The following is a 25362-nucleotide window of genomic DNA, read 5'->3' on the forward strand; positions in this document are numbered from 1 at the left end:
AACTGACATGATATCATCAAATCGATCGATTTTTGTCATGGAGACAGCATGCGGCTGGATATCGATTCGCTGCGGACCTTCAAGGCGGTGCTCGAAACGGGCGGGGTGACGCGAGCGGCCCGGCTGCTCAACCTCACGCAGTCCGCGGTGAGCCACAAGCTTGCGCGCCTCGAAGATCGCATCGGCCGGCCCATCCTGGTGAGAAGTCCCACAGGTGTCGAGGCGACGGTGGATGGACTCCATCTGCTGCATTACGCAGAGCGCCTGGTCGCGCTCCATGACGAGGCGACCGACCGGTTCCGGTTGTCCGAGGTCAGCGGCGAGATGCGCCTGGGCGCCACTGAAGACGCAGCGGCGAGTAAACTGGCTGCGGTTCTGGGACGCTTTCGAAGATCGAACCCCCGTGCGTCCCTGGCGATCCGTGTCGGGCAGAGCCTCGTGCTGCAGCGCTGGCTGGAGACGGCGGAGGTGGACATCGCGGTGATGCAGATCTTCGCTGATCAGATCCGGCCGGGGGACGTCGAACTCTGGCGCGAGGACCTGGTCTGGGTGCAATCGGCGGATCATCCGGTGACGATCAGCAAGACGATTCCCTTCGTCTCCTTCGACAGCAACTGCTTCTACAAGCAGGCTGCCATGCGCCATCTCGCCGACAGCGATCGGTCGCTCACCATCGTGCTCGAATGCCCGAGTGTCGACGGCGTGAGGTCGGGTGTGAGGAATGGGCTGGGCGTGGCCCTGCTGAGCCGACGGAACATCACGCCGGACCTGATCGAATTGGAGGCAGATCTGCCGGAATTTCCTAAGGTCATTCACGTCCTCCGCAGCCGTAATGCTATTGCGGGCGAGCTGGAGCTCACCCTCAGCCGCGCGGTCGTCGAAGAGCTGAAGGAGGCCGATGCTGCGCCCTCAGCAAGGCCCCTCGGGCGCTTCGGTTGAACGTGGAAAGGAACGGCCCGATGGTGAAGTGTTTCAGGGGGCGGCAGGCGAACCATCGCACCCCCTGATGTGTCATCGCGATGCGATGAAGCGGTCCAACTTCCCCAGCGTCTCCAGTCCCAGCTCCACTGCTCCGAAGCCCTTGGCCTGCTGGAACTCGGCCGCCGTGGCAAAGACCATGCCGAGCGTCACCTTCGTGTGCCCGTCCTGATCCTCGAACGACGCCCATGCATCGGCATGTTTCGGTCCGTTGTCGCCCCAGTGAAGCGTATAGCCAAATCCCTCTTCCGCCCTGACCTCACCATAGCGATGGTGGTTCGGGAAAACCGTGCCGTCCGGCCCAATCATATCGAAGACCCATTCGCCGCCCTGGCGCAGGTCGATCCGTTTCGTGCGACAGGAGAACCCCTCCGGTCCCCACCACAACGGCAAGGTCTCGGGGTTCATCCACGCGTTCCAGACCACCTCCCGAGGCGCCCGGATCACGCGCTGCAGCACCATGGTGCGCTCGGCCACGCGAGCGAGATTGTCCATTCCTGCACCGAAGCCCTGCCGGTAGCCGGCTTCCATGTCTTCCGCCAGCGAGGACAGCTGCACCGTCACGACCAGCCCGCTGCGTTCGCCCAAGTCGGCGAAGTCCGCCGTGATCAATGCCGCCGATTGCGTCACATCCTCGGACGAGATCACCTCGTAGGTCACGGTCCGTATCGGGGGCTGCACCGCGAGCCAGCCGACTTCGCAGCGGAAGTCGGGCTGACCCTCCACCTTGCAGAGCGAGACCTCGCGTCCGCCGACCTTGGTATCGGCTTCCAAGAATTCCACGGTGACCGATGGCGACGGGGCAGCCCAGATCGCGCGCGCGGCCGGCGCCGTCCAGGCCTGCCACACCGCCGATATGGCGCGCCCACGGTGCGCTCGAAGGTCAGCGTCGCAAAGCGGCCTCTCCCAGCATGAGGCGCCGGAATGGTCGTGCTGCTCGGCCTCGGGTTCAGTGTCATTTTCCGCGTTCCTTCATCACATCCATCACAAATGCGTCCAGTCGATCGAGCCTCGCTTCCCAGATGGTGCGCTGTTCATCGATCCATGTCCGGACCGGTTCCATGGCTTCGAGCACGATGGCGCAGGTGCGCACCCGCCCGTCCTTGGACGTCGCGATCAATCCTGCCTCCTCCAGCACCGAAAGGTGCCGCATGACCGTGGGCAGGCGCAGTCCCGTCGGGCCCGCCAAATCCGTCACCCGGGCGGGCCGTTCGGCCAGCTGTGTGAGGATGGAGCGTCGGGTCGGGTCCGCCAGCGCATGGAACAACAGGGAAAGATCAGGATCATGCTTAGTCATATTGCTAACTATTCCGACAAGGCCGCGCGGCGCAAGAAAAAACTTCGTCGATTTGCTAAGTGTTTGGTTTCAGTTGTGAGAGCTCTGGGGAATTCGCTGACGGTCGTCGTGCCGCAGGGGCCGGCGAAGAAATGCGCCGGCGAATGCGGCGGGAGGCCGGGATTCCGGATCAGAACAGGCGGGTGTCGTAGCGGACTTGCCCGTCGACCAGGAGGCGCTTTATGGCACCTCGGCCGTCCGGGTCGATGGCGATGTCCACGGCGAGCTTCTGATCGTTGCGCAATTGCTCCAGATCTCTGCCCTTGCCTTCAGGGACGAAGAACTGCTCCAGACCGTAGGTCACCCGGTAGGCTTTGCAGGGATCGCTGCAGCCCGGAGGGCTGATCTTGCCGTCGATGGTTCCGCGCAGGACGGCTCCGGCGCCATCGTCGGTCCTCTCGGAGTTCATGGCGGAGGCTTGCCAGACTTCCCCGTCGCTCCGCAGGGAGACGTAGACCGTGGAGCCGGCTTCAAAGTCGTCGGCCCCCCCCAGCTTCGCGGCATCGAGCTGGGAGATATCGTAGCTGAGGACGACGTAATCCCCGCGCAGCAGGTCGCGCGGGTCAACGGGGCGCACCGCAAGCCGGATTTCCTTGCCCTCGGCCAGGAGGACGGCGCGGTCAGCAACCATGTAGACCAGCAGGCCAGCCTGCAACAGGAAGGCGGCAACGAAGCCCCATATCGGAAGTCGCTTCATGTGGCTGCGTTTCCTGGCTTCGCCCTCAGCCAACGGTCCATCTTCAGCAACAGAACCGAGAGGCCGATAAGCAAGATGCCGCCGACGAGAAAGGCGAGAGCCGTGTCGATGAGGGTGCCGAGGGTCACGACGTAGAGATACAGAACCTCAACGCCAAAGCCGACCAGACCCGCGGTATGGGCGAATCGACCGGCGCGGCTATCGGCAATGCCGACCATCCACAGGGCGGTCGCGAGCACGACGACACCGATGGCGAGGCTCGGCCAGAGATCGACGACGCGATGCGCATCAGCGAGCCACCAACAGAAGGCGACCGCGCTCGCCGTGACAGCGACGGCAAGCCCTGCATGGGCGCCATTAAACGCGCCGCGATAGGACGCGGAGAAAGACAGGAGGGCGCCCAGCGCCACAGCAGCCGCAGCGTAGTATTGCCACCCCAGGCGAGCCCCGTCGTGGACCTCGGCCGCGAACTGGATGAAGAATACCGCCAGAAACAGCGCGATCATCACGGGCAAGACCAGATCTTCGCCGAGATCGCCCAGGCGGCCACCCAAGCGTCCAGCGGTGAGCAGGGAGGCCAGGCTCCAGATACACAGTGCGAGTGCGGCCCCCAAGGAGAGAGCTCCCGCCGCCGACCAGTCCAGCGCTTCAGCCATTGCAATCAGGGTCATGGCGAGCCAGAACAGAAGGGCCACGATGAACGCCTTGCGGGTCATCGGCGTATTCAGCCAAACCGAGAGGGCGCCGGCGGCGACAAGCACAGCGAGGCTCGGCCAGTGGGGAGCGATGCCGGCATCGACGGTCCACTCCCATGCCCAATAGCAGATCCCCGCCAGGCTCAGCACGGTGGCGGCGACCGAACGCGTGAGAAGGGCCGCACCAAGGCAGCCCACGATCCAGAGCAGCACCGCATCGCGGAACTCGCCCGAGAGATGATAGGTCTGGCCGACCAGAGCAATGGCCGCCGCGAAGACAAGGCCGGCCACCAGGACCGCCGCATCAGCCATGGCCGGCAGGTCACGCTGCTTCAGGATCGCGGCTATCAGGTAAGCCAAACCCAGGCCCGTGACCAGCATGATCAGGCGCACGAGTCGGGGAAAATCTTCCCAGTTGGCGGCGATGAAAGTGATCACGCCGAGCCCCAGAAGAAGAGCGCCCAACATCGCGACGAGATTGGAGACGGTCAGCGTGGAGCGCTCGGCTGCAGCCGCAGACAATATGGCGGCGGCCCCCTCCTCCGTCACCCAACCCTGGGCGCGCCATTGGGGTAGATCGGCGGCCAGACGCTTCCGGTAGGATCTGACAAGCAGGGCATGTCTCCAACCGGGCATCGCCGGAACACCAGCTGTTCCCTCGGGGCCCGTGCGCAAGCATTACTCGGGCGCGCCATTCTTGTGAAGCGGGATTGCTGATGAGACTTCAGGTGGCTCTGGACACCCGAGTCCGATCAGGGGAGCGTTGCCGTGACCAGGAGCGCCAGCACGACGGCTATGGCATCCTCAAGGAAGCCCGCCGGGCGGTCGCTGCCGAAAAGCTCCGCCATCCTGGTTCGCACCGCGCTTCCACCCAAAGTCCCGACCACGGCGCCCAGGACCCCGGCGATTCCGCCCAAGACCGGGACGCCGGAATCGAGGCCGATCGCCAGTCCAGCCACGAGGCCGACGACGATGCGGGTGCCGAATTGCAGGGGAACCGTGCGGCTCGGCGTGGAGGGGAGCTGGTCGCCCACAAACTCGCCGAGCGCCAGAAGAGTGAAGATCCAGGGGGTCCAGGCATGGCCGAGAAAGGCAAGCCACGTCTGGCTGAGATCCAGAAAGCCAAGGTGGGCCGACCATGATATTGCAGCGGCAGCCACCATGGTCCTCAGGCCGGCGATCATCCCCATGAGGACTGAGAGCAATGCAACAATCATCTACAATACCGTAGCCTGGTCGGACCGGCGGCCCTTTACCGCCTCGTCGCCTCGAACAGAAACCATGTACGCCGTTCGGCATCGTCGATCCACTGCTCGATGAGGCTCGCGGTCGCCACATCATTATGCTCGTCGCAAAGGGCATGGGCTGCGCGCAGGAGGTCGGCCAGTTGACGGTTGTCGTCGCGCAGCTCAGCCAGCATGTCCTCGGGAGTGACGAAGTCGGCATCATTGTCGAGAAGGCGCAGAACCCGGGCAATGTGGCCGATGGATCGCACAGTCGTGCCGCCAATCTTGCGGGCGCGCTCGGCAATGGCATCGGTGGTGGCAAAGATCTGCTCGCCCTGCTCGTCGAGCATCAGGTGGTAGTCGCGGAAATGCGGGCCCGAGATGTGCCAATGGAAATTCTTCGTCTTCAGGTACAGGGCGAACATGTCCGCCAACAGCGCCGTCAGGGAGGCGGAGATGTCCTGAGCGGCATTGCTGCTGAAACCGGACGGGGTTCTGAGATCGGCTTGACGGCGTTCATGTGCGAGGCGTTGATCCATAGACGTTCTCCTTCATCGATGGCGGCAGCATGAACGGAGCTCGTGGAGACATCTTTCGCCGTGGCGGCGCGTTTGCAAAATGGCACGATGTGGAATGGCGGCTCAGAGGGTGTCGCACAGGAAATGCGTGGTGAACCCGATAGCGCAGTCGCGTGTTTCGACTGTAATAAGCCCGGCCAGAGGGCATTTTTTCACGTGGAGTTCGCTGTGTCGTTTCGTTCGCTCTATTCGCACGGATTTGCCAGGGTTGCAGCAGCCACATATCGCTGCGCGATCGCCGATCCGAAGTCGAACGCCAAGTCGATCCTGCGGCTTGCCCAGCAACTGCACGAGAAATCCGTCGCCGTGGCGGTGTTTCCGGAGCTCACCCTCTCAGGGTATGCGATCGACGACCTGCTGCTGCAGGAGGCCCTGCTCAACGCGGTGGAAGACGCGGCGGCACAGATCATCGAAGCATCCCGCGAGCTGCTGCCGCTGTTGCTGATCGGCGCCCCCGTTCGTTTCCGCAACCGGCTCTACAATGCGGCGCTCGTCATTCATCGCGGACGCCTGCTCGGGATCGTTCCCAAAAGCTATCTGCCCAATTATCGCGAATTCTACGAGCATCGCCACTTTGCGTCCGGCGCCGGCGTGACGGGGGAAGAGGCCTCCTTCGCAGGCCATGCAGTCCCCTTCGGAACCGACCTGCTTTTCTATGCGTCCGACCAACAAGGGCTGACGGTTCACGCTGAGATTTGCGAAGATGTCTGGGTGCCGGTGCCGCCGAGCTCGCATGCGGCGATGGCAGGCGCCACCGTCATGGCAAACCTTTCGGCCTCCAACATCACGGTGGGAAAGGCCGAAACCCGCGAGGCCCTGTGCCGATCGCAGTCCGCGCGATGCCTGGGAGCCTATATCTATGCGGCCGCCGGCGCTGGTGAATCGACCACCGACCTCGCCTGGGACGGACAAGTGTCAATCCACGAGAATGGCGCCCTCCTGGCGAATGGCGAGCGCTTTCCGGCCGGAGACGAGGTCGTCATCGCCGATATCGACCTCGACCTGCTGGTTCAGGAACGCGCCCGCCAAGGCACTTTCGACGACAATGCCCGACATCTCTCCCAAGGCATAATTTATCGGCGGGTCGCGTTCGAGCTGGCGCCGCCAATCCAAGACAGCGGATTTCATCGCACTGTCGAGCGCTTTCCCTTCGTCCCCTCAGATCCGGCTCAGCTCGCGCAAGACTGCTATGAAGCCTATAGCATTCAGGTCACCGGCCTCGCGCAGCGGCTCCGCGCGATCAATGTGAAAAAGGCGGTGATCGGCGTTTCCGGTGGGCTGGATTCAACGCATGCGCTGATCGTGGTGGCGCGGGCTTTCGATCAACTCGGACTGCCCCGAAGCAACATTCTCGCATACACAATGCCGGGCTTCGCCACCTCCGAAGGCACCAAGACGAATGCCATCCAACTGATGGCCGCGTTGCAAGTCTCCGCCGCCGAACTCGACATCAAACCCGCCGCGCGACAGATGCTCGGCGACATCGGCCATCCCTTTGGGATGGGGGAGCCGGTTTACGACGTCACCTTCGAAAACGTGCAGGCAGGCCTCCGAACGGACTATCTCTTTCGGCTGGCGAACTACCATAGCGGCATCGTGATCGGCACCGGCGATCTCTCCGAGCTGGCGCTTGGATGGTGCACTTATGGGGTCGGCGATCAGATGTCCCATTACAATGTGAATGCCGGCGTTCCCAAGACCTTGATCCAACATCTCATCCGGTGGATCGGCCGTTCAGGGCAGTTTCAGGACGAGGCGGTCGCCGGCATATTGGACTCCATCCTGGCGACGGAAATTTCCCCAGAGCTGATCCCCGTCGCGCCGGGAGAGGCGCCGCAGAGCACGCAGGCAAAAATCGGGCCCTATGAACTGCAGGACTTCACTCTGTTCTATACGCTCCGCTACGGCTACCGCCCCTCGAAGATCGCTTTCATGGCCCTCATGGCTTGGGAGGAAAAGTCCCGAGGCCAGTGGCCCGTCGGGTTTCCGGAGGAAAGGCAGCGGCAGTATTCGCTGGCTGAGATCCGCCAATGGCTGAAGGTGTTCATCGAACGCTTCTTCGGCATGAGCCAGTTCAAGCGGTCGGCCATGCCGAATGGACCCAAAGTGGCGGCAGGCGGGTCATTGTCGCCGCGAGGCGACTGGCGGGCACCCTCGGATGGGAATGCGGCAGTCTGGCTGGAGGAACTCGCCCGGAACGTGCCCAGCCATTAGGAGAACGCCGCCTTCTGGGCCGGTTCACCCTGGCGATCGAAGCCCCGATGAAAGACTATTCCATTCAGGACGCTGAAGGTCAGGAACAGCGCCATGGTCCGCAAGGGATAATCGACGAGGGAATGAAGCAGGATGAACAGCAGGGACAAAAAGGCCGCCTGCTGCAGAGGATTGCCGCGGATCTGAACAAATCTGAGGAATAGAAGAACAAGATAGGCAAGGATCGCAACGACGGTGAGCACGCCTCCCTCGAAGGTCAACTCCAAGTATTCGTTATGGGCATGATTGACGTAGGGCTGGAAGATCATGTCGCCTCTCTCATAGAGCTGGTAGGCGGTCTGAAAAGTGCCAAAGCCCACTCCGACGGGCCAGTTTTCCTTTATGCCCGCGACCGTCGTGCTCGCAAATTCCGTGCGCCCAAATTCGGGGTCCAAGGTTTCCACTGTCAGCTTGGACCAAACGCCGATCGCATAGAGGGAGACCAGCGTGAATGCCAGGACCACGACGACACCCCTCAGATTCGAACGCGCAGAGAGCAGGAATACGGCCGAGAGGGTGATGAGCAGTCCCAGGATGGCGCCAGCCCGGGACCCCGCGGCCAGCAGAAACAGCAAGATCGTCGCGAGAAGGAGCAGGGTCGCGCGGTAGTAGGATTTCGAGAGGCCATAGAAGATCATCAGCGGTATGGACACGTAGATCAGGGACGAGAAGTGATTCACGTTGGCGAAGAAACCCGCCTTGATCGTGAATGGCAGGAAGCCTTCCACCGATACGTCCTCGGCCAAGGAATACTGGATTGTCGCAGCCAGAAGATTACAGATCACCCCGATGAAAAAGAATGGCAGCAAACCGACCACCTGATCGGGCCGAAGTTTCAGGACTGCCCAGAACATGCCGAGGCCAGCGCCCACATAGACAGCACATTCGAGGGTGCGGTTGACGGCTGAACTGATGAAGCCGAAGCGCGGTCCATCGGGCGGGGATAAGCCGGACAAGAGGGGTGCACGCAGCGGCGCGAGCCATGCGCTCGGCCAGGGGAGAAGCTGCAGCACAAAGAGCGATGCTATGGCAAGGAACAGCCAGTGGAGTTTTCGATCGAGGGCGGGGGTCGGCGTGCCATAGAGCACCCCGGCGGACGCGACGAGAACCCAGATCTGAATCATCAGATCCGTGTAGAGACCAGACGCGGTTCCTCCGCCGACGAGCAATGCCAGCAAAAGCCCCAATCCCAGAAGATATTTGGAGCCTTCTGCACGACCAAGGCTCACTCGGCGAGCTTCTCGATCCGCAGATCGCTCATCGTCAGTTCACCGGAGAACCGATAGAGCCAACTGTCCGTCGTCAGGCCACTGCTCAGTCGGAGGATCTGGGCTGGGCAATCCGCCTGGCCGACGGCGAAACTCGACTCAAGAGGCTGTGTCGCGAAGGACCCTTCGGGAATCTCCAGCCTCCCCAGTTCCTCCCGCGAATGCGCGCATTGAAGCGACCAGAACAGATCTTTGGGGAAATGCAGGGCTCGTCCAGAGACATTCACCCGAAGACGATAGCGGCCTGGTGGAACCTGCAGATATTGCTGCAACAGAACACCCTTTACCGGTTTGTCAAAGAAGCGGAGTTTTGCCCCCGTCTCTCGGCCGGGCGGCAGAAACGTCAGTTCAAAGCCGGACTGACGGGGGAAACTCCAGTCAAAGGGGCGGCGTGAGAAGATTGGCGCAAAGCTGCCGTTGAAGACATAGCCGGCAGAGGATCTCTCCTGCTCCGACAGAGTAAACAGAAAGACCCGGTAAGCCGTCTCATACCGTTTCTGCTGGACGTAACTGGCCAAGACGAGTGCCAGTTCATCGGGCGTCGGCGGGGCGGCGGAACTTCTGAGATCGAGCAAGAGACGACTTGCCTCGTCGGTGGTGGCCGGATCGCGGCCCAGGGACCGAAGGAGGGACAGCCGCCACGGCACATTGGCCACAAGTGCAGCACGGATGGAGGCGTAACCGTCGGGGTCTGCAAGAATGGCGGGAAAGGCTCCCGCCACATCGTCGAATTTTTCAGGCCAGCGCCGCAACAACACATTGATGCCGCCGACCGCGGAGGCCACGTCTGCCTCTTCTATCGACCTGACGATCTTTCGCTGAAGGGCGTGAATCTCCGCCTTCGACAGTTGAAGGGCGTGATCAAAGTATCGGTAAGCCTCTTCCGTCTGCCCGGTACGATACAAGACTTCACCGACCAGACTATACAGTCTCGCGTCACCTACGTTAAACGGCAAGGCAGAGCGCAACCGATCATCCAGTCCCCGCAGTTCCGACGGCTGTTCGGATCGGTTCAACTGCTCCGTCGCCGTTAGGACAAGGGCTTCGACGTTCAGCGGATCCAGGGTGAGAGCCAGAGACGGCTCGATCCGCTCAAGACTTCGACTGAGCCCGATCAACAACGCCATCACGATAAAGCCGAAGGCGACGAACAAGGTCAGAAAGCGCCGAATGCTTGCCGCGGACCCTCCGATCTGAGCCATGCTCCCCCCGATCGTCCAATTGTGCCCTCTCGGCCCCATAGGCGTAATATTGGTAATTCAGATGTTTGTAGTCATAGTCGAACTTGCTGATCGAAAATTTGGACATGGCCGCGCCGGCCACACTCGCACCAGCGGCGCGCAAGCGCTTCAGCGCGGCCTTGGCGGATTTCCGGGTTACCTGATTTGTTGAAATCACCATCAGCGTACCCTCGACCAACCGGCTCAAAATGGGTGCATCGGAGAGACCGACAACGGGCGGAGCATCAATGATGATGAGATCGAAGCTCCCGGTGAGACTGTCGAGGAGAGAAGCCATTCGGGGAGAGGAAAGAAGATCAGCCGGATTGGGAGGGATCGTTCCGGAGGTCAGCACGGTGACATTATCGAACTTGGTCGAGCGAAAGATGCCCGGAACATCTTCCCTTCGAACAGTATTGGTCAGCATGTTGCTGAGGCCGAGAATATTACTCAACCCAAACAGGCGGTGTAGACTAGGCTTTCGCATGTCGGCATCAATCACAAGAACATTCGCACCCAGGATCGCGAAATCCTGCGCGAGCTTGAATGATGTGGTCGATTTTCCTTCGGAGGGTTCTGCGCTGGTGACCAAAAGGGTGTTCGGAACACCATCGGCACCCGAGAATTGCAAAGATGTCCTCAGGGACCGGTAAGCCTCGGAAAGGGCTGATTTCTGATCCGTAACGTTGGCCCCGAGGTCCCGATCATCGCTCTTGGGAAGAATGCCGAGAACGGTCAGGCCAAGCTCTTTCTCTACCTGCTCAGGCCTGGTGAATGTATTGTCCATCATCTCCAGGACATAGATTATCAAGGCTCCCAGCGACATGAAGAGCGCCAACCCCACTGCAACGTTCTTCAACATGCTCGGAGAAAAGGGGGCGGATGGCGCTATCGCAAGATCGACAATGGCAGCATTCTGACTTTTGAGCTCAGAGCCTATTGTTGCCTCGTTCATTTTCGATATCAGATTTTCATATTGAGACCTATTTGAATCGACCTCACGCCGGAGGATCGTGTATTTTATACTTTTATCGTTAAATTCTATATTTTGCTTTTCCATATCAATGAGCTTAGCGCGGAGGTCGGATTCCTTGTTGATTGCTTCCTGATATTTCAACTTAATGGAATCAAGGATGGCCATGATCCCGTCATCGACCAACCGACGCAATTCTGCAATCTGGGCCAATAGCTGCTTCATTTCCGGGAAGTTCGGCTTCAGTAAGCCCAGCTTCTGCTGATACTGGCCGCTGAGATCAGCGATGGTCCCCCGCAGCTTCGTCAAACCTTCGCTCTCCAGCACCTGCGGCAGGCTGCCTCCCCTGCCCGCATCGATCTGCGCCACCAGACGGCCCGTGTCCAAGCGCTCCTGGATCGCGGTCGCCAATGCAGAGTTCAGGGTCTCGATGTTGGCGCCAATCAGCGAAAGCTCTTTTCCGGTTATGGTGATTCCGGCCGTGCGCGCGTATTCGACGAGCGCCTGCTCCGACTTCTGCAGCTTGTCCTTGACCTGCAGAACCTGTTCTTCAATGAACTGACGTGCCAGAGACGACGTCTCGCTCGTTCGGTCGACCCTCTGGTCGATGAAGCTCTGGGCAATCTGGTTGGCCACGTCCTTGGCAAAGAGAGGGCTCTGGTCTTGGAAGGTGATCGAGATCAAGCTCGTGCCCTGGACCAGACTTGCCGTGACTCCATGAAGAACGCGACCCACGGCCATGTTTTCACGCTGCTCCGACGACAGATCCTCAAGAGTCGGGGGCTGTCCCATCCCGAATGCTCTATAAAAGATGTTCGCGACGGAGAATTCGGCCTTGGGGAACAGAAACTGAGGTTTCTCACTCAATTGAAGCGCATAGGCGACGCGCTGGGCCAGGGCGCGGCTGGTGAGCTTCTCACGCGCCGTCAGGAACGCCCTGACGTCACTGGCTTCGCTGATCGCCTCCATATCCTGGAACACTTTTGCCGAGGGAACCAAGACCTCAAGGCGGGCGGTGGCCCGGTAGAGGGGCGTCTGCATCATGGTCACCGCCACGCCACACACCACGCCGGCCAAGCAGAGGACCAGGAGCAGCCAGCGATAACGAACGACATAGAGGAAGATTTTAAAGGGGGTGAGCCTGTCCTCCTTGTCGGTGTCTTCCCGACCATAATAAACATCGAGCTCACGCGGCCCCTCATGATGGGCCGGCAGGGCTTGCACAGGCGCCCCAATCGCTGCCCCGGGATAGCGGCCCTGCCTATCCAACATGGCCGACCCCTGCGGGTTGCGGCAGGTCCAAACAGTTCACGAGGAACCAGTTCATCGGGAGCCGGAGGTTCAAAGCGGCATCACCGCAAGACGCGTGGCGCTCGTCGCCATGCCCAAAGCCTGCATCAGATTATTCATCGCCACCTTGCTTTGGGACGTGAACACGACGATCACGTCGCCGCCATAGATGTTGGGGTTTGATCGTTCGCCGTTGCGGATCGCATCGACGTCGTAATTGGCGACCAATCTGCTGCCGCCATAGCTGCGATAGACATAGACCTTGGTGGGATCAGCGATGTTGCTCAAGCCGCCGGCCATGGCCACCGCATCGAGAAGAGAGGAATTGCTCGAGACCGGATAAATTCCCGCCTTGGTCACCTCCCCATCCATCGTCACCCGCTGACCGACGGACTCCTTCATGAAGACCGTGACGTCCGGCGACTGCAGGTAGTCTTCCTCGTAAGCCTTCTCGATCTCCTGCTCCAACTGGCGAACGCTCTTTCCTGCCGCAGCCACCGAGCCGATCAGCGGCAAAGAGACATTGCCGGTCGCATCGACCTGAACGGTGCGGTCAAGGCTGTCGACCTGAAAGACGTCTATGGCCAGAACATCATTGGCCGAGATGGGTTGCTCCGCACCATTGGTGTGATCAGGAGGAGGGAGTTCGGACACCATCCGCAGACCAGCGCCCGCCTGACCTTTGCCAATCGCGGCAGGGTGGACCGTGCCATCGGCATTGGCTCCCGCCAGAACCACCCTTTCGGGCCCCCTTGCGGAACAGCCCAAAGAGTTGACACAGAGGATCACGACGAACACAGGCATGATCCGAGAAAATGCGCCGCAGCCTATGATCATGACGCGCCCCCAGAAAAGAGGCGGTCCAGCACTCCCTGCCTTTCAGGGCCAGACTTCTGCGCCTTTTCCGGCCGGCAGATCTGCGGCATCGGCTCATCAGCCAGAATGGCTGCCGGTCGGAATATGACCATGTTGTCGGCTTCCTCTTCGCCAACGAGCGTCGCCAAACCGGCTCTCGCTCGAGACAGGCAGGGACGACGGGCCTTCGTGCCGTGAGCATCCGTCGCAACGACAGCGACCCGACCCTCGGCCAGCAGTTTCTCGGAGTTGATCCGCGCGGCCCGTCCGAACGCGCCGGTAATGGATTCGGCGGTCAATTGCAGGAGGCAGCCAAGGTCATTGAGCTGCACCACCATCTCGTAATGAGTCTCGATCCACGTCATCCGCTCCGGATGCGTCAGAACAGGCACAAATCCCTGCCGCATCAGACGCGCAACAAGATCTCCGATCCGAGGCGGCAAAACGTGGTGCGGCGGCTCGAACAGGAAGTATCTCGTCCCGTTGAGGGTGGGAACGTCCCCAAAGGCAAGCCTCTCCGGAAGGTTGGGCGCGATATGAACATCCGCCCCCACGTAAAGCTCCAGCGGAATATCCCGATTCAAAAGCTCATATCGCAGGTGCTCAGTCGCTTGCTCGATGGTGGACGTCGTGTTCTCAAACACCCCCGGCATGATGTGCGGCGTGCACACCATGTGCGTAATACCGTCATCTACAGCCATCCGGGCCATCTCAATCGATGTGGCCAGTGTCGGAGAGCCATCATCTATTCCGGGCAGAATGTGAGAATGCAGGTCGATCATCACCGGAACTCAGTCGTCAATGAAAACAGCGGGACAGATGGCAGGAACGGCCCCTGCCGGGGCAGCCCGGTCGGGCGAGCGCCGTGATCCAAGCCTCGTCGCGGCCGCGGCCATTACTTGCTTACGGAATCGCGTTCATCATGAGAGCGTACGCGGACGAGTCCCCAGGTGACCCCTCCGCCGACGAGCAGGGCCGCCGCCGCGTACCCGTTAGGTCGCGGCCGTTGTCTTGGATCCGCCGAGGCCGCTTCAATGGAAACGCAAATGCCCCCAGGGGATTGCTCCACCCTCAGCGTCGAGTCCGACGGTAGTTCCAGGAAGCAGCCCCGGCCAAGATGCGCGGTGGCAGAGGACCGCTGACCGACAATTATGCGGTTACCGATCGAAATGGGCGTCAGGGCCTCCACGGGCAGATATCCCATTGCCTCCGAACGCATCACATCTCCCTTCACAGAATTGATCCGGCCAACCGCGGCGCCCCGGGGCTGCTGAGAGAGTATGCAAATGCATGGATCCACGGGCTCCGCCCTAAGAAGTTGTGCTGACGAAACAATAACCGCCCCTGTTACGGCACATTTCAACACGATTTTTCTCATTAGACGATTTTCTACCAACATTCACCAACCTGTACATTTAGAGTTATTTGTTCTTATTAGCCCAAGATAAATCTATTTGCTATTATTTTGATCCAAACCCCGTTATTATTGTTTGTATAGTCTTCAAGACAATGACCACGTCCAACCATGGCGAGAAATTCTTGATGTAGTAAAAGTCGTAGTGAAGTTTTCCGAGAACATCATCGACGGCCGCGACATGGCCTTGGTTCACCTGCGCCCAGCCAGTGATCCCGGGGCGGACGATATGTCGGTATGGATAGAAGGGAAGTTCCTCCTCATACCAGCGAGACAACACCACTGCCTCAGGGCGAGGCCCAATCCAACTCATCTCGCCGCGAAGAATGTTCAGCAGCTGAGGCAGTTCATCGATACGGGATCTTCGTAAGTAGCGGCCCAATCGGGTGATCCGTGCGTCCCCGACCTTGGTGATGGCCCGCTCTCTGTCGTGGCCCTCCTCATCACTGACCTTCATGGAGCGGAACTTGAAGACGGTGATCGGCTGGCCACGATAGCCAATCCGCTCCTGCCGGAAGAAGACCGGGCCCGGCGAGTCCAGCCTGATCAGGACTGAAACGGCTGCCAGGAACGGCAGAAGACCCAAAAGCGCGATCGCTGCGGTCAACCAATCAATGGCCTGCTTGATCTTGATGTAGGCATGATTGGGGCTCAAGGAGCCGAGGGTATTCTCAGACAAATGCTCAATTTCGACGCGCCCCGTGAGCGATTCACGTACCTGTTTGACGTGAAAGACAGGGATGCCTGAAAGGGCACTCTGGGTGATATACCGGACCCACTCCTGGGACAGGTTCGCGCGCAGATCCGCCACGACCCCGCTTATGTCGTGGACCTTCAGCTTTGCCGAAGTGACACGAAGCCAGTTCACGCCCGGGATCGTTTCCAGCTTCTCGACGTCGCCACCAGGGACAACCGCCAGCCGGTAGGGTTCGATGCCTCGCACGGCCACCCCATGGCCAAAATACCAAAGGGTGCAGAGCAGAAAACTCGCCGCCGCCTGAAACCGACTATAGTCGAGCCGGAAGAAAAAGATCGAGAGGAAGACAGCGCCGTAGGTAATGGCAAAGGTCGGGATGATATAGCCTGCCGCCGCGACGCCAGGAAAATTGCCGATCCGGCGATAAGCAAAGAAGCCTGCGACATGAGCAAGGAAGGTGCCCAGTATCGTCGTTTGGAGATTTGCCTGGAGAATAACGGTACTATCGAGCGACATTCTGACAAGAGCAGGCGCCACGATAGCGAAGCAAAAACCCCCAATGAGCTGAAATCGAATACGCGAGATGAACTTTCTGCGAATTCCAAGATTTTCGGCGGCAATACTCAATGCACTTCAGGACGATATAATCGCTGCTCTTTAGAAATGAAACGCTTAGTTCGCAGAGATAAAGCTACCGCACTCTCGGGTGACTCACCCGTGAGATGATAAAAAAACCGACTTCATGGCGGACTTAGTCAGGCTATTGTGACTAGATCTTTTGATTCAAGCGTCACCAAGACTTCGCCGTTCATTATGCTGAGCAACACCTGAGCCCGCCCTCCCGGGCTGAGACGTTCAAGCTTTCCCACAAGTTGCGCGAAGGGTCCGGACGCAATTCGCACCGCACCGCCCTCCTGCAAGGTCGAACTAAAATCCAATAATCCCCGGTCATCAGCGAACTCGATGAAGCTTTCCACCAAGCCGACGGGACAAGCCACCGGCAAGCCGCCCTGCATAATCAGCGAGCGGACTCCATAGGTGCCATTTATCGAGCGCCAGGTGTCGCGGGACAGATCAAGCGGCACGAACATGTATCCTGGAAAGAATGGTGCGAATCGCGTCAGAAGCCGCCTCGCGTGGCGAACGGTCTTCATCTGCCGCGGAAGAAAGGGCTGATAGCCCTGCATGCGCAGGTGATACGCGGCCTTCTCCTCCCGAGCCAAGTGGACGCCCACTGCGTACCACCGGCGCCGACATCGGCCGCCGCTCGATTCCCCCTGACTTCTCTCCCGAATGCTCTCTTCCGCTAAAGACATTCCCATCCATCTCCACGACCGGCGGCCGCTGAACTGGGCGCGACCCGGGCCGTTACGGCTCCACCGCTCGTCGACTTCACTCCAGAAGAAGACAAATCGGCCGCCTGAAACTTCATTCCCGGCCTCTGCGACCGTTTTCCTGACACCCAACGGGGAGAGTCGTATTCCATGTAAATAATCTTAAGAGAGAAGGTCAACAAGGAAAATATCACGACCGTAAACAATGTTTGTACTTACATTACAGTCGTTCATGTAGTTATGTTCATAAAAGCTATACATTTATATTACAAGAAATTGCCGATAACGACAACATCCGACTTTGTCAATTTTGCAATGAAGGCGTTATCCTCCAGGGAACAGCGCGCGACGGAGGATTACATTGCCGTCACCATAAAGCGGCAGAGATCCGAACCGGGACTGCTTCTGCAACGGACCCCAAAAAAGAGGCGATCGCGACTATGTCGAGGAGATTGTGACTGCGCCTTTCGAGGGCATCACAGGAAGCCGATCCAGCGGCCGGCCAACAAGACCAAGAGCCAAGCCACGCCCGAAAGAACCGCCAATACGCGAACGCGCAGCTCAATTTCACCGCCCGCCAGGGCGCGCCGGTACTGGTGGCCATAGTGCTGAAGGGCAACAATGACCAGCGCAGCCGCGATGATCACAACCTTGACCAGGAACGCCGGATTCGAGAGATATTCAGCCGGCTTTACAGAAAAAAGCCACAGGCCGGTGAGCACTGCCAAGCACAACCCAAAAGCAGCCATGCGCGATAGAAAGGGGGCTAACACCTGCACCGGAACGGACCGAAAAAATCCCGCAAGCCTGAGGTCCAGCGGGAGAATCGCTCCGATCAGAAGAGCGATCCCGAGAATATGCGTTGCATTGACGAACAGATATGCAGTGCCGGACCGCCGAAGCAGGAGGGCCCCCGGCCAATTGCCGATCCATTCGACGACGGACATCCGACTATCCGGGTCAGTTCGATTTAATACGCTCCGGATACAAGTCGTAATTCTTGCCGGCGATGGTTATCCGAACGGCCTTCATGTGCATCTTGCTCTTGTCCTGATTCTTGTTGCCAAGAACCGTGATCGCGTCACCCGGCTTTGCGGTATCGGCCGTGAACTTCGAGCGCTCCGTCTGCCGCGGATTGCCGAGGTCGACCTGCCAGACGACTCCGTCGGCCGCCGTCACCCTCAAACTGGGATGGGGCGGCGCCATGGAGATTTCCTTAATCGTGCCCTCCAATACGGTCTGTTGTTCCTCCGCCCACGACCATCCGTGATGAGCGAGCGCCGGCGCTGCCACGCTCGTCATCATGGCGATTGCAAGCCCTTGGATCAGATGCCGCCTGGTTGCAAGACCGTCACTCGTTGGGATCCGCATCACCTCGTCCTCCACGCAATTTCGCCGCTTGACTCTTCAAGAGGTGAACAAGGAAAGCAGAAAAAAGCTTCATCCTGGAATGGCGGGGGCGATCAACTTTACTTCAGCCGGGCAATCATCCAGCGGTCGATCGGTACCTCGGATAGAGGCGAAAAAGCCTCAAGCAGTCATTAATACTAGCAAGCTCCGGACGCTTTTTCCCGCTTGTGGAGGTTCGATAAATACTCAATATGCGGTTGCAACTAGCTAAGGGCGGGGGAGGTGCTCAGTGAAAATCATTAAAACTGCTGCAATTATTTCGTTATTTCTTCTGTCTCTCAGCCCGGCGCAGGCGGCAAATCCCAGTCCTCCGACAGAGGGCCTTCCCCCTTACCTGCAGAGCCTTGCTGGGACGCCAACTCCACCCAAAGGGGCCGTGGCGAATGCCGACGTGCTGGCTCTGAACACCGCCATGTTCGAACTGTACGGAAATGCCGCTCAGATCTTTACCCGAAACATCCTCGCCAAACACCCCGTGATCCTCGCCATGTTCTCCGGCGCCGGCGGCCGCCTGACCCTCTACCGGCCGGGCATGGAGCCCATCGAGGCGCCGTCGGTGCCGATCGTCTACCAGCTTCTGAAGTCGGTGGGCCACAGCACCATGGCGCTGGCAGAGATCGTGGGCCCATATGTCAACAATCCCAATGATCCGTCGTGGATCGCGCCGATGATGGCCTTTCGCACGCGCATGCAGTCGGCGCTCGACAGCTTAGGCGAAACGGACATGCCGGACGCGTGGCGGGAGAACAATCGAATCATCCTGCAGGGCAATATCGACTTCATGGACGAATGCCTGAAGGCCGGTTCCATCTCCTTTGCCAACCTCGACAGCTTTGCAAAGAAGATCGCGCCGCATCTGGCTCAGGACGTGGAATGGGCCGCCCATACGCAAGTCGCGCATTGGATGGACGTCATGGCGAACTGGAAGCAGATGCTGGGCGCGGACTGGGACAAGACCTATGCCGCCAGCAACACCATCTATGTGGCGCGGCAGAACAACGTGCTGTTCAGCGTGCTAGCACAGTTCTTCGGACCGGAAGCCATCAATGACCGGTTGATGCTCATCGAGACGATCTCCTTCACGACCACGAAGGAAGACATGCTGGAATCCCTCACCCGCATCATCGCCGACCGATCCGTGGGAGAGCTGTTCTTCGGCAATTATCATCTCATGGACTACGAGCTGATGGGCGGCGATGCGCGGGACGCCATTGAAGCGGAAACCAAGAAGCGCGGGATGGCAACCTTCCTGCCCCCGCTCGTGCCTTTCGGCTCGCACCAATGGCCCGCCCTGATCACCCCGGGCGATGGTCCCGGAACAATCAAGCAGCTGCAATAGCAAGCGGGTTCCGACATGAACCTCAACGGCATCAAGGCGGTGAAGCGGCCGACGAACGCCCGTGATCTGGAGGATTGGCCGAAAGGACACGCCTGGCTCGCAGGCGGCACCTGGCTGTTCTCCGAGCCGCAGCGCGACATCGAAACGTTGGTCGACCTGGAGCGCCTGGCCTGGGCTGCCCTGGAGCTGCAAGACGACGGGCTCAAGATTGCTGCCACCTGCAAAATCGCAGAACTCCATGCGGCACGGCTGCCGGATCACTGGATCGCCGCGCCGCTGCTGCGCGAATGCTGCGACTGTCTCCTGGCCTCATTCAAAATCTGGAACGCAGCGACCGTCGGCGGCAATCTCTGCATGTCGCTGCCGGCCGGCGCGATGATCTCGCTCGTCACAGGGCTGGAGGGCATGTTGGAGCTGTGGCCGCTGGGAGGACCGCCTCGGCAGGTTCCGGCGCTGGACTTCGTGACCGGAAATCATCGCAACATCCTGGCGCCAGGCGAGTTGCTGCGCTCGATCCACCTGCCCGCTGCTGCCCTTTCCAAACGGCATGCCGTTCGTCACAGTTCGCTCACCAAGCTCGGCCGGTCAGCAGCGCTGATCATCGGGACCAGCTCGGTCGACCGGCACGACCTGGTGCTGACCATCACGGCGGCGACGCCTCGGCCGGTGCAGCTCATCTTCGATGCAATCCCGGAAGCGGAAGACCTGCGCGAACGTATCGAGGCTGCCGTTCCCGCCGATGGGTGGTTCGATGACGTGCATGGGAAGGCGGCCTATAAGCGTCATCTCACGCATCACTTTGCAGAACAAATCCGGGAAGAGCTTTCGGCCGCGAGGACGGACGCATGAACTGCACCATCAATGGCAGGCTGTTTTCGGTCGAGCCGGCTCCCGGCCAATGCCTCCGGACCTTCCTCCGCGAGCTCGGCCATTTCGGGGTCAAAAAGGGCTGCGATGCCGGCGATTGCGGGGCCTGCACGGTCTGGATGGACGGCAAGCCGATCCATTCCTGCCTGATGCCCGCCTTCCGCGCGGAGGGCCGCACGGTGACGACCATCGAGGGCCTCAGCACGGATGGGATGCTGCATCCTATGCAGCAGGCGTTCCTGGATGCGCAAGCGTTTCAGTGCGGTTTCTGTGCTGCCGGAATGATCATGACCTCCGCAGCGCTGGACGCGGATCAACGTCAGGACCTGCCACATGCGTTGAAAGGCAATCTCTGCCGCTGCACCGGCTATCGCAGCATCCTGGATGCCCTGGACGGCAAGACATCCGCCGAGGCGGATATTGCCGGCCAGGCCTGCGGCGCCAGTCTCGGCAATCCCTTCGGCGCCGGGATCGTGACCGGTCATGCCCGCTACACCATGGATGTGGAGATGGCAGGACTGCTCCATCTCAAGGTGCTGCGGTCACCGCATGCCCATGCCCGCATCCGGCACATCGATCGGACCAAGGCACTCGCGCTGCCAGGCGTCATCACCATTCTCACCTGGGAGGACGCCGCTCGCCGACTCTACAGCACAGCGACGCATGAAGACCATCTCGTGGACCCGGACGATACGTGTCTGCTCGACGATACGATGCGGTTCGTCGGACAGCGGGTCGCGGCGGTGGTCGCGGAGACGGAAGCCATTGCCGACCTTGCCTGCCATCTGCTTGAGGTGGATTACGAGATCCTGCCCGCCGTCTTCGATCCGTTGATCGCCATGGAGCCGGGGGCCCCGCTTCTGCATCACAAGGGAACGACGGCACGCGGCAATATCTTCGCCGACATCCAGGGCGAAGTGGGGAACGTGAAGAACGGCTTCGAGGCGGCCGACGCGGTGCATGAGCGCACATACTCCACGACCCGCGTGCAGCATGTGCATCTGGAAACGCACGGGTCCATCGCCTGGACCGGCGAAGACGGGCGGATCCATGTCCGCACCAGCACACAGGCGCCGTTCATCACCCATCAGAAGCTGTGCTACATTTTCGGGCTGCGGCCCACGCAGCTGCATGTGTTCACAGAACGGGTCGGCGGCGGGTTCGGCGGCAAACAGGAGATGCTGTCGGAGGATCTCTGCGTCCTGGCGACCATGAAAACAGGGCGCCCCGTGAAATGGGAGTTTACGCGCGAGGAGCAGTTTACCAGCGCCTCCACGCGCCATCAAATGACGACAAGGATCAAGATCGGGGCACTTCGCGATGGAACGCTGACGGCCATAGAAGCGCATGTCGTCTCGAATACCGGCGCCTATGGAGGACATGGCAGCGAAACTCTGGCCGCCGCCCTGGGCAGCCCGCTGACAGCCTATCGCTGCGACAACAAGAAGGCGTCGGGCTATGCCGTCTACACCAATGTCGTTCCCGGCGGCGGGTTCAGAGGCTATGGCGCTTCGCAGACGACCTATGCGGTCGAGTGCGCCATGGACGAGCTGGCGGAGCTCCTGGGGATCGATCCCTTCGAGATCCGGCGGAAGAACATGGTGCGGCCAGGAGACCCCATCGAGTCGATCTGGAAGGAGCCTTCGGACGTCGAGTTCGGAAGCTACGGCCTGGAGCAGTGTCTCGACTCCCTCGAGGCTGCGCTCGCCACTCCAGGAGGGCTAGACAAGCCGGACGGCGCGGACTGGGCGGAGGGGACCGGCATTGCCATCGCAATGCTGGATTGCGGGCCGCCGACGGAGCACCGATCGGGATCGGTGATCGAGCTGCTGGCTGACGGCTCCTATCACCTGGCGGTCGGGTCCAGCGAGATGGGCAACGGTTCCGTAACCTCGCACCGGCAGATCGCGGCCTCGGTCCTCAACACCCGTGCGGATGCGATCGCGATCATCAATGCCGATACGGACCTGACACCGTACGACACCGGCACGTTCGCCTCGACCGGCACGGTGGTGGCGGGAAAAGGGGTGGCGCTGGCGGCCGAGGCCCTGAAGGAGAACATCCTCACCTTCGCGTCGCAGCTCAAGGGCCTGGACGTTTCGAACTGCCGCATGGATGACGATGGCGTCATCATCGGCAACGAGCGGATCGCCCTGACGGAGTTGCATCAGGCCGGCCGCGTGCGAGGGCACCGGTTCGAGGCCAAGCGCAAGGCGTACCTGGCCCCGAGGACCACCGCCTTCAACGTGCAGGGCATCAGACTCGCCGTGAACCTCATCACAGGGGAGATCCGGATCCTGCGCAGCATTCACGGGGCCGATATCGGCCGGCCCATCAACCCGGCGCAATGCCTCGGGCAGATCGACGGTGCCATCGCCATGGGCATCGGATGGGCCCTCACCGAATCGATGATTCACGACGAACACGGCCAGGTGGTCAATCCATCGCTGCGGAACTACCGCATCCCGGCACTCGCCGACGTGCCACGGTCAGAGGTGTTCTTCGCCGATACCTACGACACGATCGGGCCGCTCGGCGCGAAGTCGCAAGGGGAATGCTCGATCAATCCGGTCGCACCCGCCATTGCGAACGCGCTGAAAAATGCCACCGGGGTTCGCTTTCCACATCTTCCTTTCACTCCAGACCGGATCTTCGATCAGTTGCAACCCGTTGCCGTCCATGGCTGAGCCTTTAGCGGGCATTGTCGCCATCGTCACGCAGACGCGGGCTCTGCCCGGCTGCGAGCAGCAGTTCGCGCTGTGGCAGGAGGAGATGGGCCGCGCCATCGCTCAAGAACCGGGATTCATCGATCAAAAGGTCATGCCGCCGAGCCCGCCGGCCCAAGTCGACTGGGTGATCCTGCAACGCTTCGAAAGCTCGGAGACCGCCGTCGCGTGGCTGCACTCCGACAATCGTTTGGCGATGCTGTCCCGTGGCCAGAGCCTCAGGGCGGGAGGGGACGATGTTCACCTGGTCAGCGACAGCTCGGCCGGCGTGCTTCCCTCGCCCGCGTCGGCGGTCATTTCCACCCGGGTCAAGCCCGGCCACGAGACCGACTATCAGAAATGGGAGCAGCGGATCGCCGCCGCCCAGTCGCGGGCACCGGGCTTTCAAGGCTATCGCATCGAGCCGCCCGTCCCAGGCGTGCAGGAGGATTGGCTGGCGATCGTGCGTTTCGATTCGGAAGACCGGCTGCAGAACTGGCTCAATTCGGAGGAACGCAAGGCGCTGCTGAAGGAGACACCATCCTTCATCGAGACATTTCACGCCCGTGTCGTCCGCACGGGATTCGACCAGTGGTTTCCGGAACCACAAGGCAGCGCGGCACCACCCGCATGGAAGCAGAACATGATCGTGGTGCTGATGCTCTATCCGGTCGTCTTCCTCTTCGGGCACCTGGTGCAGGCGCCCCTGCTGATCGAGCGGGCCGGAATTCCCTTCTGGCTGGCGCTGTTCATCGGCAACGTGGTGAGCGTCATATTGCTGAATTTTCTCGTCCCCTGGACCAGCAACCGGTTCCGGTGGTGGCTGCAGCCGGGAGCGAATGGCGGATTGCGGATCGCTGCGGCCGGGGCCGCGATAATCATGGGATTTTATGCAGTCTTGCTGCTGATCTTCTCACAGATCTGACACGGGTGTCCGGACCCGCCAGATCACCGTCCTCGCGATGTGACGAAAATCCATATTCTGTTTTCGTTCCCCGTCGGCTAAACAACTCTGAGATGACAGCCGAGGACATATCCGAAACAGAAGAGGTTCAGCGCGACCTGGCGCTGATCGCCGGCATCGAGGCCGTGCCCAAGATCCTGGATGTGGTCTGCGGCATCACCGGGATGGGTTTCGCCGCCGTCGCTCGGGTCACCGGCACCCGCTGGCTGGCCTGTGCGGTCCGCGACGACATCGGATTCGGACTGGGAGCTGGCGAACAGCTGCCGCTGAAGACCACTCTTTGTGATGAGATCCGTATCAGCAGGTCGCCTGTGGTCGTCGACAATTTCGCCGAGGACGAGCATTATCGCGACCACCATACGCCCGCAACCTACGGGCTTCAGAGCTATATATCGTTCCCCATCATCCGCGCGAATGGAGAGGTTTTCGGCACGCTGTGCGCCGTGGATCCGGGGCCAGCCAGCATTTCCAAGCCCGAGATCAAGGAGACGTTCCGGCTCTTCGCGGAGCTCATCGCGTTCCACCTGGATGCGGCGGACCGCATCGCCGTCTCTGAGGCCGCGCTGATCGATGCCAAGGAGGCTGCGGTTCTGCGGGAGCAGTTCGTCGCCGTATTGGGGCACGACCTGCGCAACTCCGTCGCTGCCATCCAAGGCGGCGCAAGGCTGCTGGAGAAACGGGAGCTCGACGAGAAGGGCCGGTACATCGTTCAGCAAGTGGGGGACAGTGCGCGGCGGATGGAACGCCTGATCTCGGATGTCCTGGATTTCGCGCGAGGACGACTGGGCGGAGGAATCGCGCTCAACTTCAAGCCAAAGACAGATGTCAGAGCGCTCATCGAGAGGGTCGTCAACGAGGTGCGAATGGCCTGGCCGGATCGTCACATCGCCATCGGCGGCGACGCGGCGCTCTCGATGACCTGCGATCCGGAGCGCATCAGCCAATTGCTGTCGAACCTGCTGGCCAATGCGATCTCGCACGGCTCGCCCGACGGCACCGTCGAGGTCGAGGCGCGATTCGAAGGGGACAGCTTCGCTCTCTCCGTGGCCAATTCCGGAAAGCCCATCGCCGCGGACGCGCTTCCCCAGCTATTCCAGCCGTTCAAGCGGCGCTCAGAAGGAGTGCCACAGGCTGGGCTCGGACTTGGCCTCTATATCGCCTCGTCGATCGCAAAGGGGCATGGAGGCCGACTGGACGTCGCCTCCACACCGGCAAGAACGAGTTTCCGCCTCGTGATCCCGCGAGACCAAGCGCAAGGGTGAC

The 25362-nt window shown here is 60.6% G+C and carries 21 protein-coding genes and 1 pseudogene; 7 read left to right on the forward strand and 15 right to left on the reverse strand.

The window, feature by feature from the left end; all coding sequences use genetic code 11:
- Positions 1-48: 48 nt before the first annotated feature.
- Positions 49-939 (forward strand): LysR family transcriptional regulator, encoded by an 891-nt coding sequence (locus FKM97_RS19375; RefSeq protein WP_144294089.1) that lies wholly within the window; start codon positions 49-51, stop codon positions 937-939.
- Between the two features lie 72 nt (positions 940-1011).
- Here FKM97_RS19375 and FKM97_RS19380 read toward each other — a convergent pair.
- From FKM97_RS19380 to FKM97_RS19405, 6 genes and pseudogenes are all read right to left on the reverse strand, one after another.
- Positions 1012-1937, reverse strand: a pseudogene (locus FKM97_RS19380) (SRPBCC domain-containing protein).
- Positions 1934-2275, reverse strand: a complete 342-nt coding sequence (locus FKM97_RS19385; protein WP_144294090.1) for an ArsR/SmtB family transcription factor — start codon at positions 2273-2275, stop codon at positions 1934-1936. Before FKM97_RS19385 ends, FKM97_RS19380 begins: the two are co-directional and overlap by 4 nt.
- A 169-nt stretch (positions 2276-2444) precedes the next feature.
- Entirely contained in the window at positions 2445-3011 is a 567-nt protein-coding gene (locus FKM97_RS19390; protein ID WP_144294091.1) for a GDYXXLXY domain-containing protein, read from the reverse strand.
- Positions 3008-4342, reverse strand: a complete 1335-nt coding sequence (locus FKM97_RS19395; RefSeq protein ID WP_144294092.1) for a DUF2157 domain-containing protein — start codon at positions 4340-4342, stop codon at positions 3008-3010. The genes FKM97_RS19390 and FKM97_RS19395 overlap by 4 nt, the downstream gene beginning before the upstream one ends.
- Positions 4343-4458: 116 nt before the next feature.
- Positions 4459-4923: a DUF4126 family protein gene (locus FKM97_RS19400; RefSeq protein WP_428977922.1), complete on the reverse strand. Its 465-nt coding sequence runs from the start codon at positions 4921-4923 to the stop codon at positions 4459-4461.
- Between the two features lie 35 nt (positions 4924-4958).
- A complete protein-coding gene (locus FKM97_RS19405) occupies positions 4959-5471 on the reverse strand; it encodes a Dps family protein (protein ID WP_144294093.1) in 513 nt (170 codons plus the stop codon).
- Positions 5472-5678: 207 nt separating this feature from the next.
- On the opposite strand from FKM97_RS19405, the gene FKM97_RS19410 reads away from it, so the two are divergent.
- A complete protein-coding gene (locus FKM97_RS19410) occupies positions 5679-7724 on the forward strand; it encodes an NAD(+) synthase (protein WP_144294094.1) in 2046 nt (681 codons plus the stop codon).
- On the opposite strand, the gene FKM97_RS19415 is transcribed toward FKM97_RS19410, so the two are convergent.
- The 9 genes from FKM97_RS19415 to FKM97_RS19455 form a co-directional block, all read right to left on the reverse strand.
- On the reverse strand, positions 7721-8992 hold the full coding sequence (locus tag FKM97_RS19415; protein ID WP_144294095.1) for an O-antigen ligase family protein: 1272 nt from the start codon (positions 8990-8992) through the stop codon (positions 7721-7723). The two genes, FKM97_RS19410 and FKM97_RS19415, sit on opposite strands and share 4 nt — an antisense overlap.
- A complete protein-coding gene (locus FKM97_RS19420) occupies positions 8989-10158 on the reverse strand; it encodes a tetratricopeptide repeat protein (protein ID WP_205015193.1) in 1170 nt (389 codons plus the stop codon). Before FKM97_RS19420 ends, FKM97_RS19415 begins: the two co-directional genes overlap by 4 nt.
- Positions 10124-12496 carry a GumC family protein gene (locus tag FKM97_RS19425; RefSeq protein WP_144294097.1) on the reverse strand — a complete coding sequence of 791 codons (2373 nt, stop codon included), beginning with the start codon at positions 12494-12496 and terminating at the stop codon, positions 10124-10126. Before FKM97_RS19425 ends, FKM97_RS19420 begins: the two co-directional genes overlap by 35 nt.
- Before the next feature lie 69 nt (positions 12497-12565).
- Positions 12566-13351: a polysaccharide biosynthesis/export family protein gene (locus FKM97_RS19430; RefSeq protein ID WP_246105170.1), complete on the reverse strand. Its 786-nt coding sequence runs from the start codon at positions 13349-13351 to the stop codon at positions 12566-12568.
- Positions 13348-14151 (reverse strand): tyrosine-protein phosphatase, encoded by an 804-nt coding sequence (locus FKM97_RS19435; RefSeq protein WP_205015195.1) that lies wholly within the window; start codon positions 14149-14151, stop codon positions 13348-13350. The genes FKM97_RS19430 and FKM97_RS19435 overlap by 4 nt, the downstream gene beginning before the upstream one ends.
- 678 nt (positions 14152-14829) lie before the next feature.
- On the reverse strand, positions 14830-15996 hold the full coding sequence (locus FKM97_RS19440; protein WP_144294099.1) for a sugar transferase: 1167 nt from the start codon (positions 15994-15996) through the stop codon (positions 14830-14832).
- A 239-nt stretch (positions 15997-16235) separates the two neighbouring features.
- The gene (nusG, locus tag FKM97_RS19445; RefSeq protein WP_144294100.1) at positions 16236-16802 is read right to left on the reverse strand and encodes a transcription termination/antitermination NusG family protein; all 567 of its coding nucleotides are present in this window, start codon (positions 16800-16802) and stop codon (positions 16236-16238) included.
- Positions 16803-17290: 488 nt separating this feature from the next.
- Positions 17291-17761: a DUF6644 family protein gene (locus FKM97_RS19450; RefSeq protein ID WP_144294101.1), complete on the reverse strand. Its 471-nt coding sequence runs from the start codon at positions 17759-17761 to the stop codon at positions 17291-17293.
- 13 nt (positions 17762-17774) lie between these two features.
- The gene (locus FKM97_RS19455; RefSeq protein ID WP_144294330.1) at positions 17775-18185 is read right to left on the reverse strand and encodes a DUF6152 family protein; all 411 of its coding nucleotides are present in this window, start codon (positions 18183-18185) and stop codon (positions 17775-17777) included.
- Positions 18186-18453: 268 nt separating this feature from the next.
- Here FKM97_RS19455 and FKM97_RS19460 point away from each other — a divergent pair, with 268 nt between their 5' ends.
- From FKM97_RS19460 to FKM97_RS19480, 5 genes are all read left to right on the forward strand, one after another.
- The gene (locus FKM97_RS19460) at positions 18454-19563 is read left to right on the forward strand and encodes a hypothetical protein (RefSeq protein ID WP_246105171.1); all 1110 of its coding nucleotides are present in this window, start codon (positions 18454-18456) and stop codon (positions 19561-19563) included.
- Between the two features lie 15 nt (positions 19564-19578).
- Complete coding sequence (locus tag FKM97_RS19465) at positions 19579-20412, forward strand: FAD binding domain-containing protein (RefSeq protein ID WP_144294102.1); 834 nt, start codon at positions 19579-19581, stop codon at positions 20410-20412.
- On the forward strand, positions 20409-23117 hold the full coding sequence (locus FKM97_RS19470) for a molybdopterin-dependent oxidoreductase (RefSeq protein WP_144294103.1): 2709 nt from the start codon (positions 20409-20411) through the stop codon (positions 23115-23117). Before FKM97_RS19465 ends, FKM97_RS19470 begins: the two co-directional genes overlap by 4 nt.
- Positions 23110-24060 carry an antibiotic biosynthesis monooxygenase gene (locus FKM97_RS19475; RefSeq protein ID WP_144294104.1) on the forward strand — a complete coding sequence of 317 codons (951 nt, stop codon included), beginning with the start codon at positions 23110-23112 and terminating at the stop codon, positions 24058-24060. Before FKM97_RS19470 ends, FKM97_RS19475 begins: the two co-directional genes overlap by 8 nt.
- A 92-nt stretch (positions 24061-24152) precedes the next feature.
- A complete protein-coding gene (locus tag FKM97_RS19480) occupies positions 24153-25361 on the forward strand; it encodes a sensor histidine kinase (RefSeq protein WP_144294105.1) in 1209 nt (402 codons plus the stop codon).
- Position 25362: the final 1 nt, after the last annotated feature.

Origin of the sequence: Rhodoligotrophos appendicifer (assembly GCF_007474605.1) — a bacterium.
GTDB classification, from domain to species: Bacteria; Pseudomonadota; Alphaproteobacteria; order Rhizobiales; family Im1; genus Rhodoligotrophos; species Rhodoligotrophos appendicifer.

Coding starts and splice junctions, on each gene's coding strand:
- FKM97_RS19420 (WP_205015193.1), bottom strand. CDS start 10,158: ATGGCGTTGTTGATCGGGCTCAGTCGAAGTCTTGAGCGGATCGAGCCG.
- FKM97_RS19375 (WP_144294089.1), top strand. CDS start 49: ATGCGGCTGGATATCGATTCGCTGCGGACCTTCAAGGCGGTGCTCGAA.
- FKM97_RS19465 (WP_144294102.1), top strand. CDS start 19,579: ATGAACCTCAACGGCATCAAGGCGGTGAAGCGGCCGACGAACGCCCGT.
- FKM97_RS19425 (WP_144294097.1), bottom strand. CDS start 12,496: ATGTTGGATAGGCAGGGCCGCTATCCCGGGGCAGCGATTGGGGCGCCT.
- FKM97_RS19385 (WP_144294090.1), bottom strand. CDS start 2,275: ATGACTAAGCATGATCCTGATCTTTCCCTGTTGTTCCATGCGCTGGCG.
- FKM97_RS19480 (WP_144294105.1), top strand. CDS start 24,153: ATGACAGCCGAGGACATATCCGAAACAGAAGAGGTTCAGCGCGACCTG.
- FKM97_RS19405 (WP_144294093.1), bottom strand. CDS start 5,471: ATGGATCAACGCCTCGCACATGAACGCCGTCAAGCCGATCTCAGAACC.
- FKM97_RS19430 (WP_246105170.1), bottom strand. CDS start 13,351: ATGATCATAGGCTGCGGCGCATTTTCTCGGATCATGCCTGTGTTCGTC.
- FKM97_RS19455 (WP_144294330.1), bottom strand. CDS start 18,185: ATGCGGATCCCAACGAGTGACGGTCTTGCAACCAGGCGGCATCTGATC.
- FKM97_RS19400 (WP_428977922.1), bottom strand. CDS start 4,923: ATGATTGTTGCATTGCTCTCAGTCCTCATGGGGATGATCGCCGGCCTG.
- FKM97_RS19450 (WP_144294101.1), bottom strand. CDS start 17,761: ATGTCCGTCGTCGAATGGATCGGCAATTGGCCGGGGGCCCTCCTGCTT.
- FKM97_RS19435 (WP_205015195.1), bottom strand. CDS start 14,151: ATGATCGACCTGCATTCTCACATTCTGCCCGGAATAGATGATGGCTCT.
- nusG (WP_144294100.1), bottom strand. CDS start 16,802: ATGGGAATGTCTTTAGCGGAAGAGAGCATTCGGGAGAGAAGTCAGGGG.
- FKM97_RS19390 (WP_144294091.1), bottom strand. CDS start 3,011: ATGAAGCGACTTCCGATATGGGGCTTCGTTGCCGCCTTCCTGTTGCAG.
- FKM97_RS19470 (WP_144294103.1), top strand. CDS start 20,409: ATGAACTGCACCATCAATGGCAGGCTGTTTTCGGTCGAGCCGGCTCCC.
- FKM97_RS19475 (WP_144294104.1), top strand. CDS start 23,110: ATGGCTGAGCCTTTAGCGGGCATTGTCGCCATCGTCACGCAGACGCGG.
- FKM97_RS19395 (WP_144294092.1), bottom strand. CDS start 4,342: ATGCCCGGTTGGAGACATGCCCTGCTTGTCAGATCCTACCGGAAGCGT.
- FKM97_RS19440 (WP_144294099.1), bottom strand. CDS start 15,996: ATGTCGCTCGATAGTACCGTTATTCTCCAGGCAAATCTCCAAACGACG.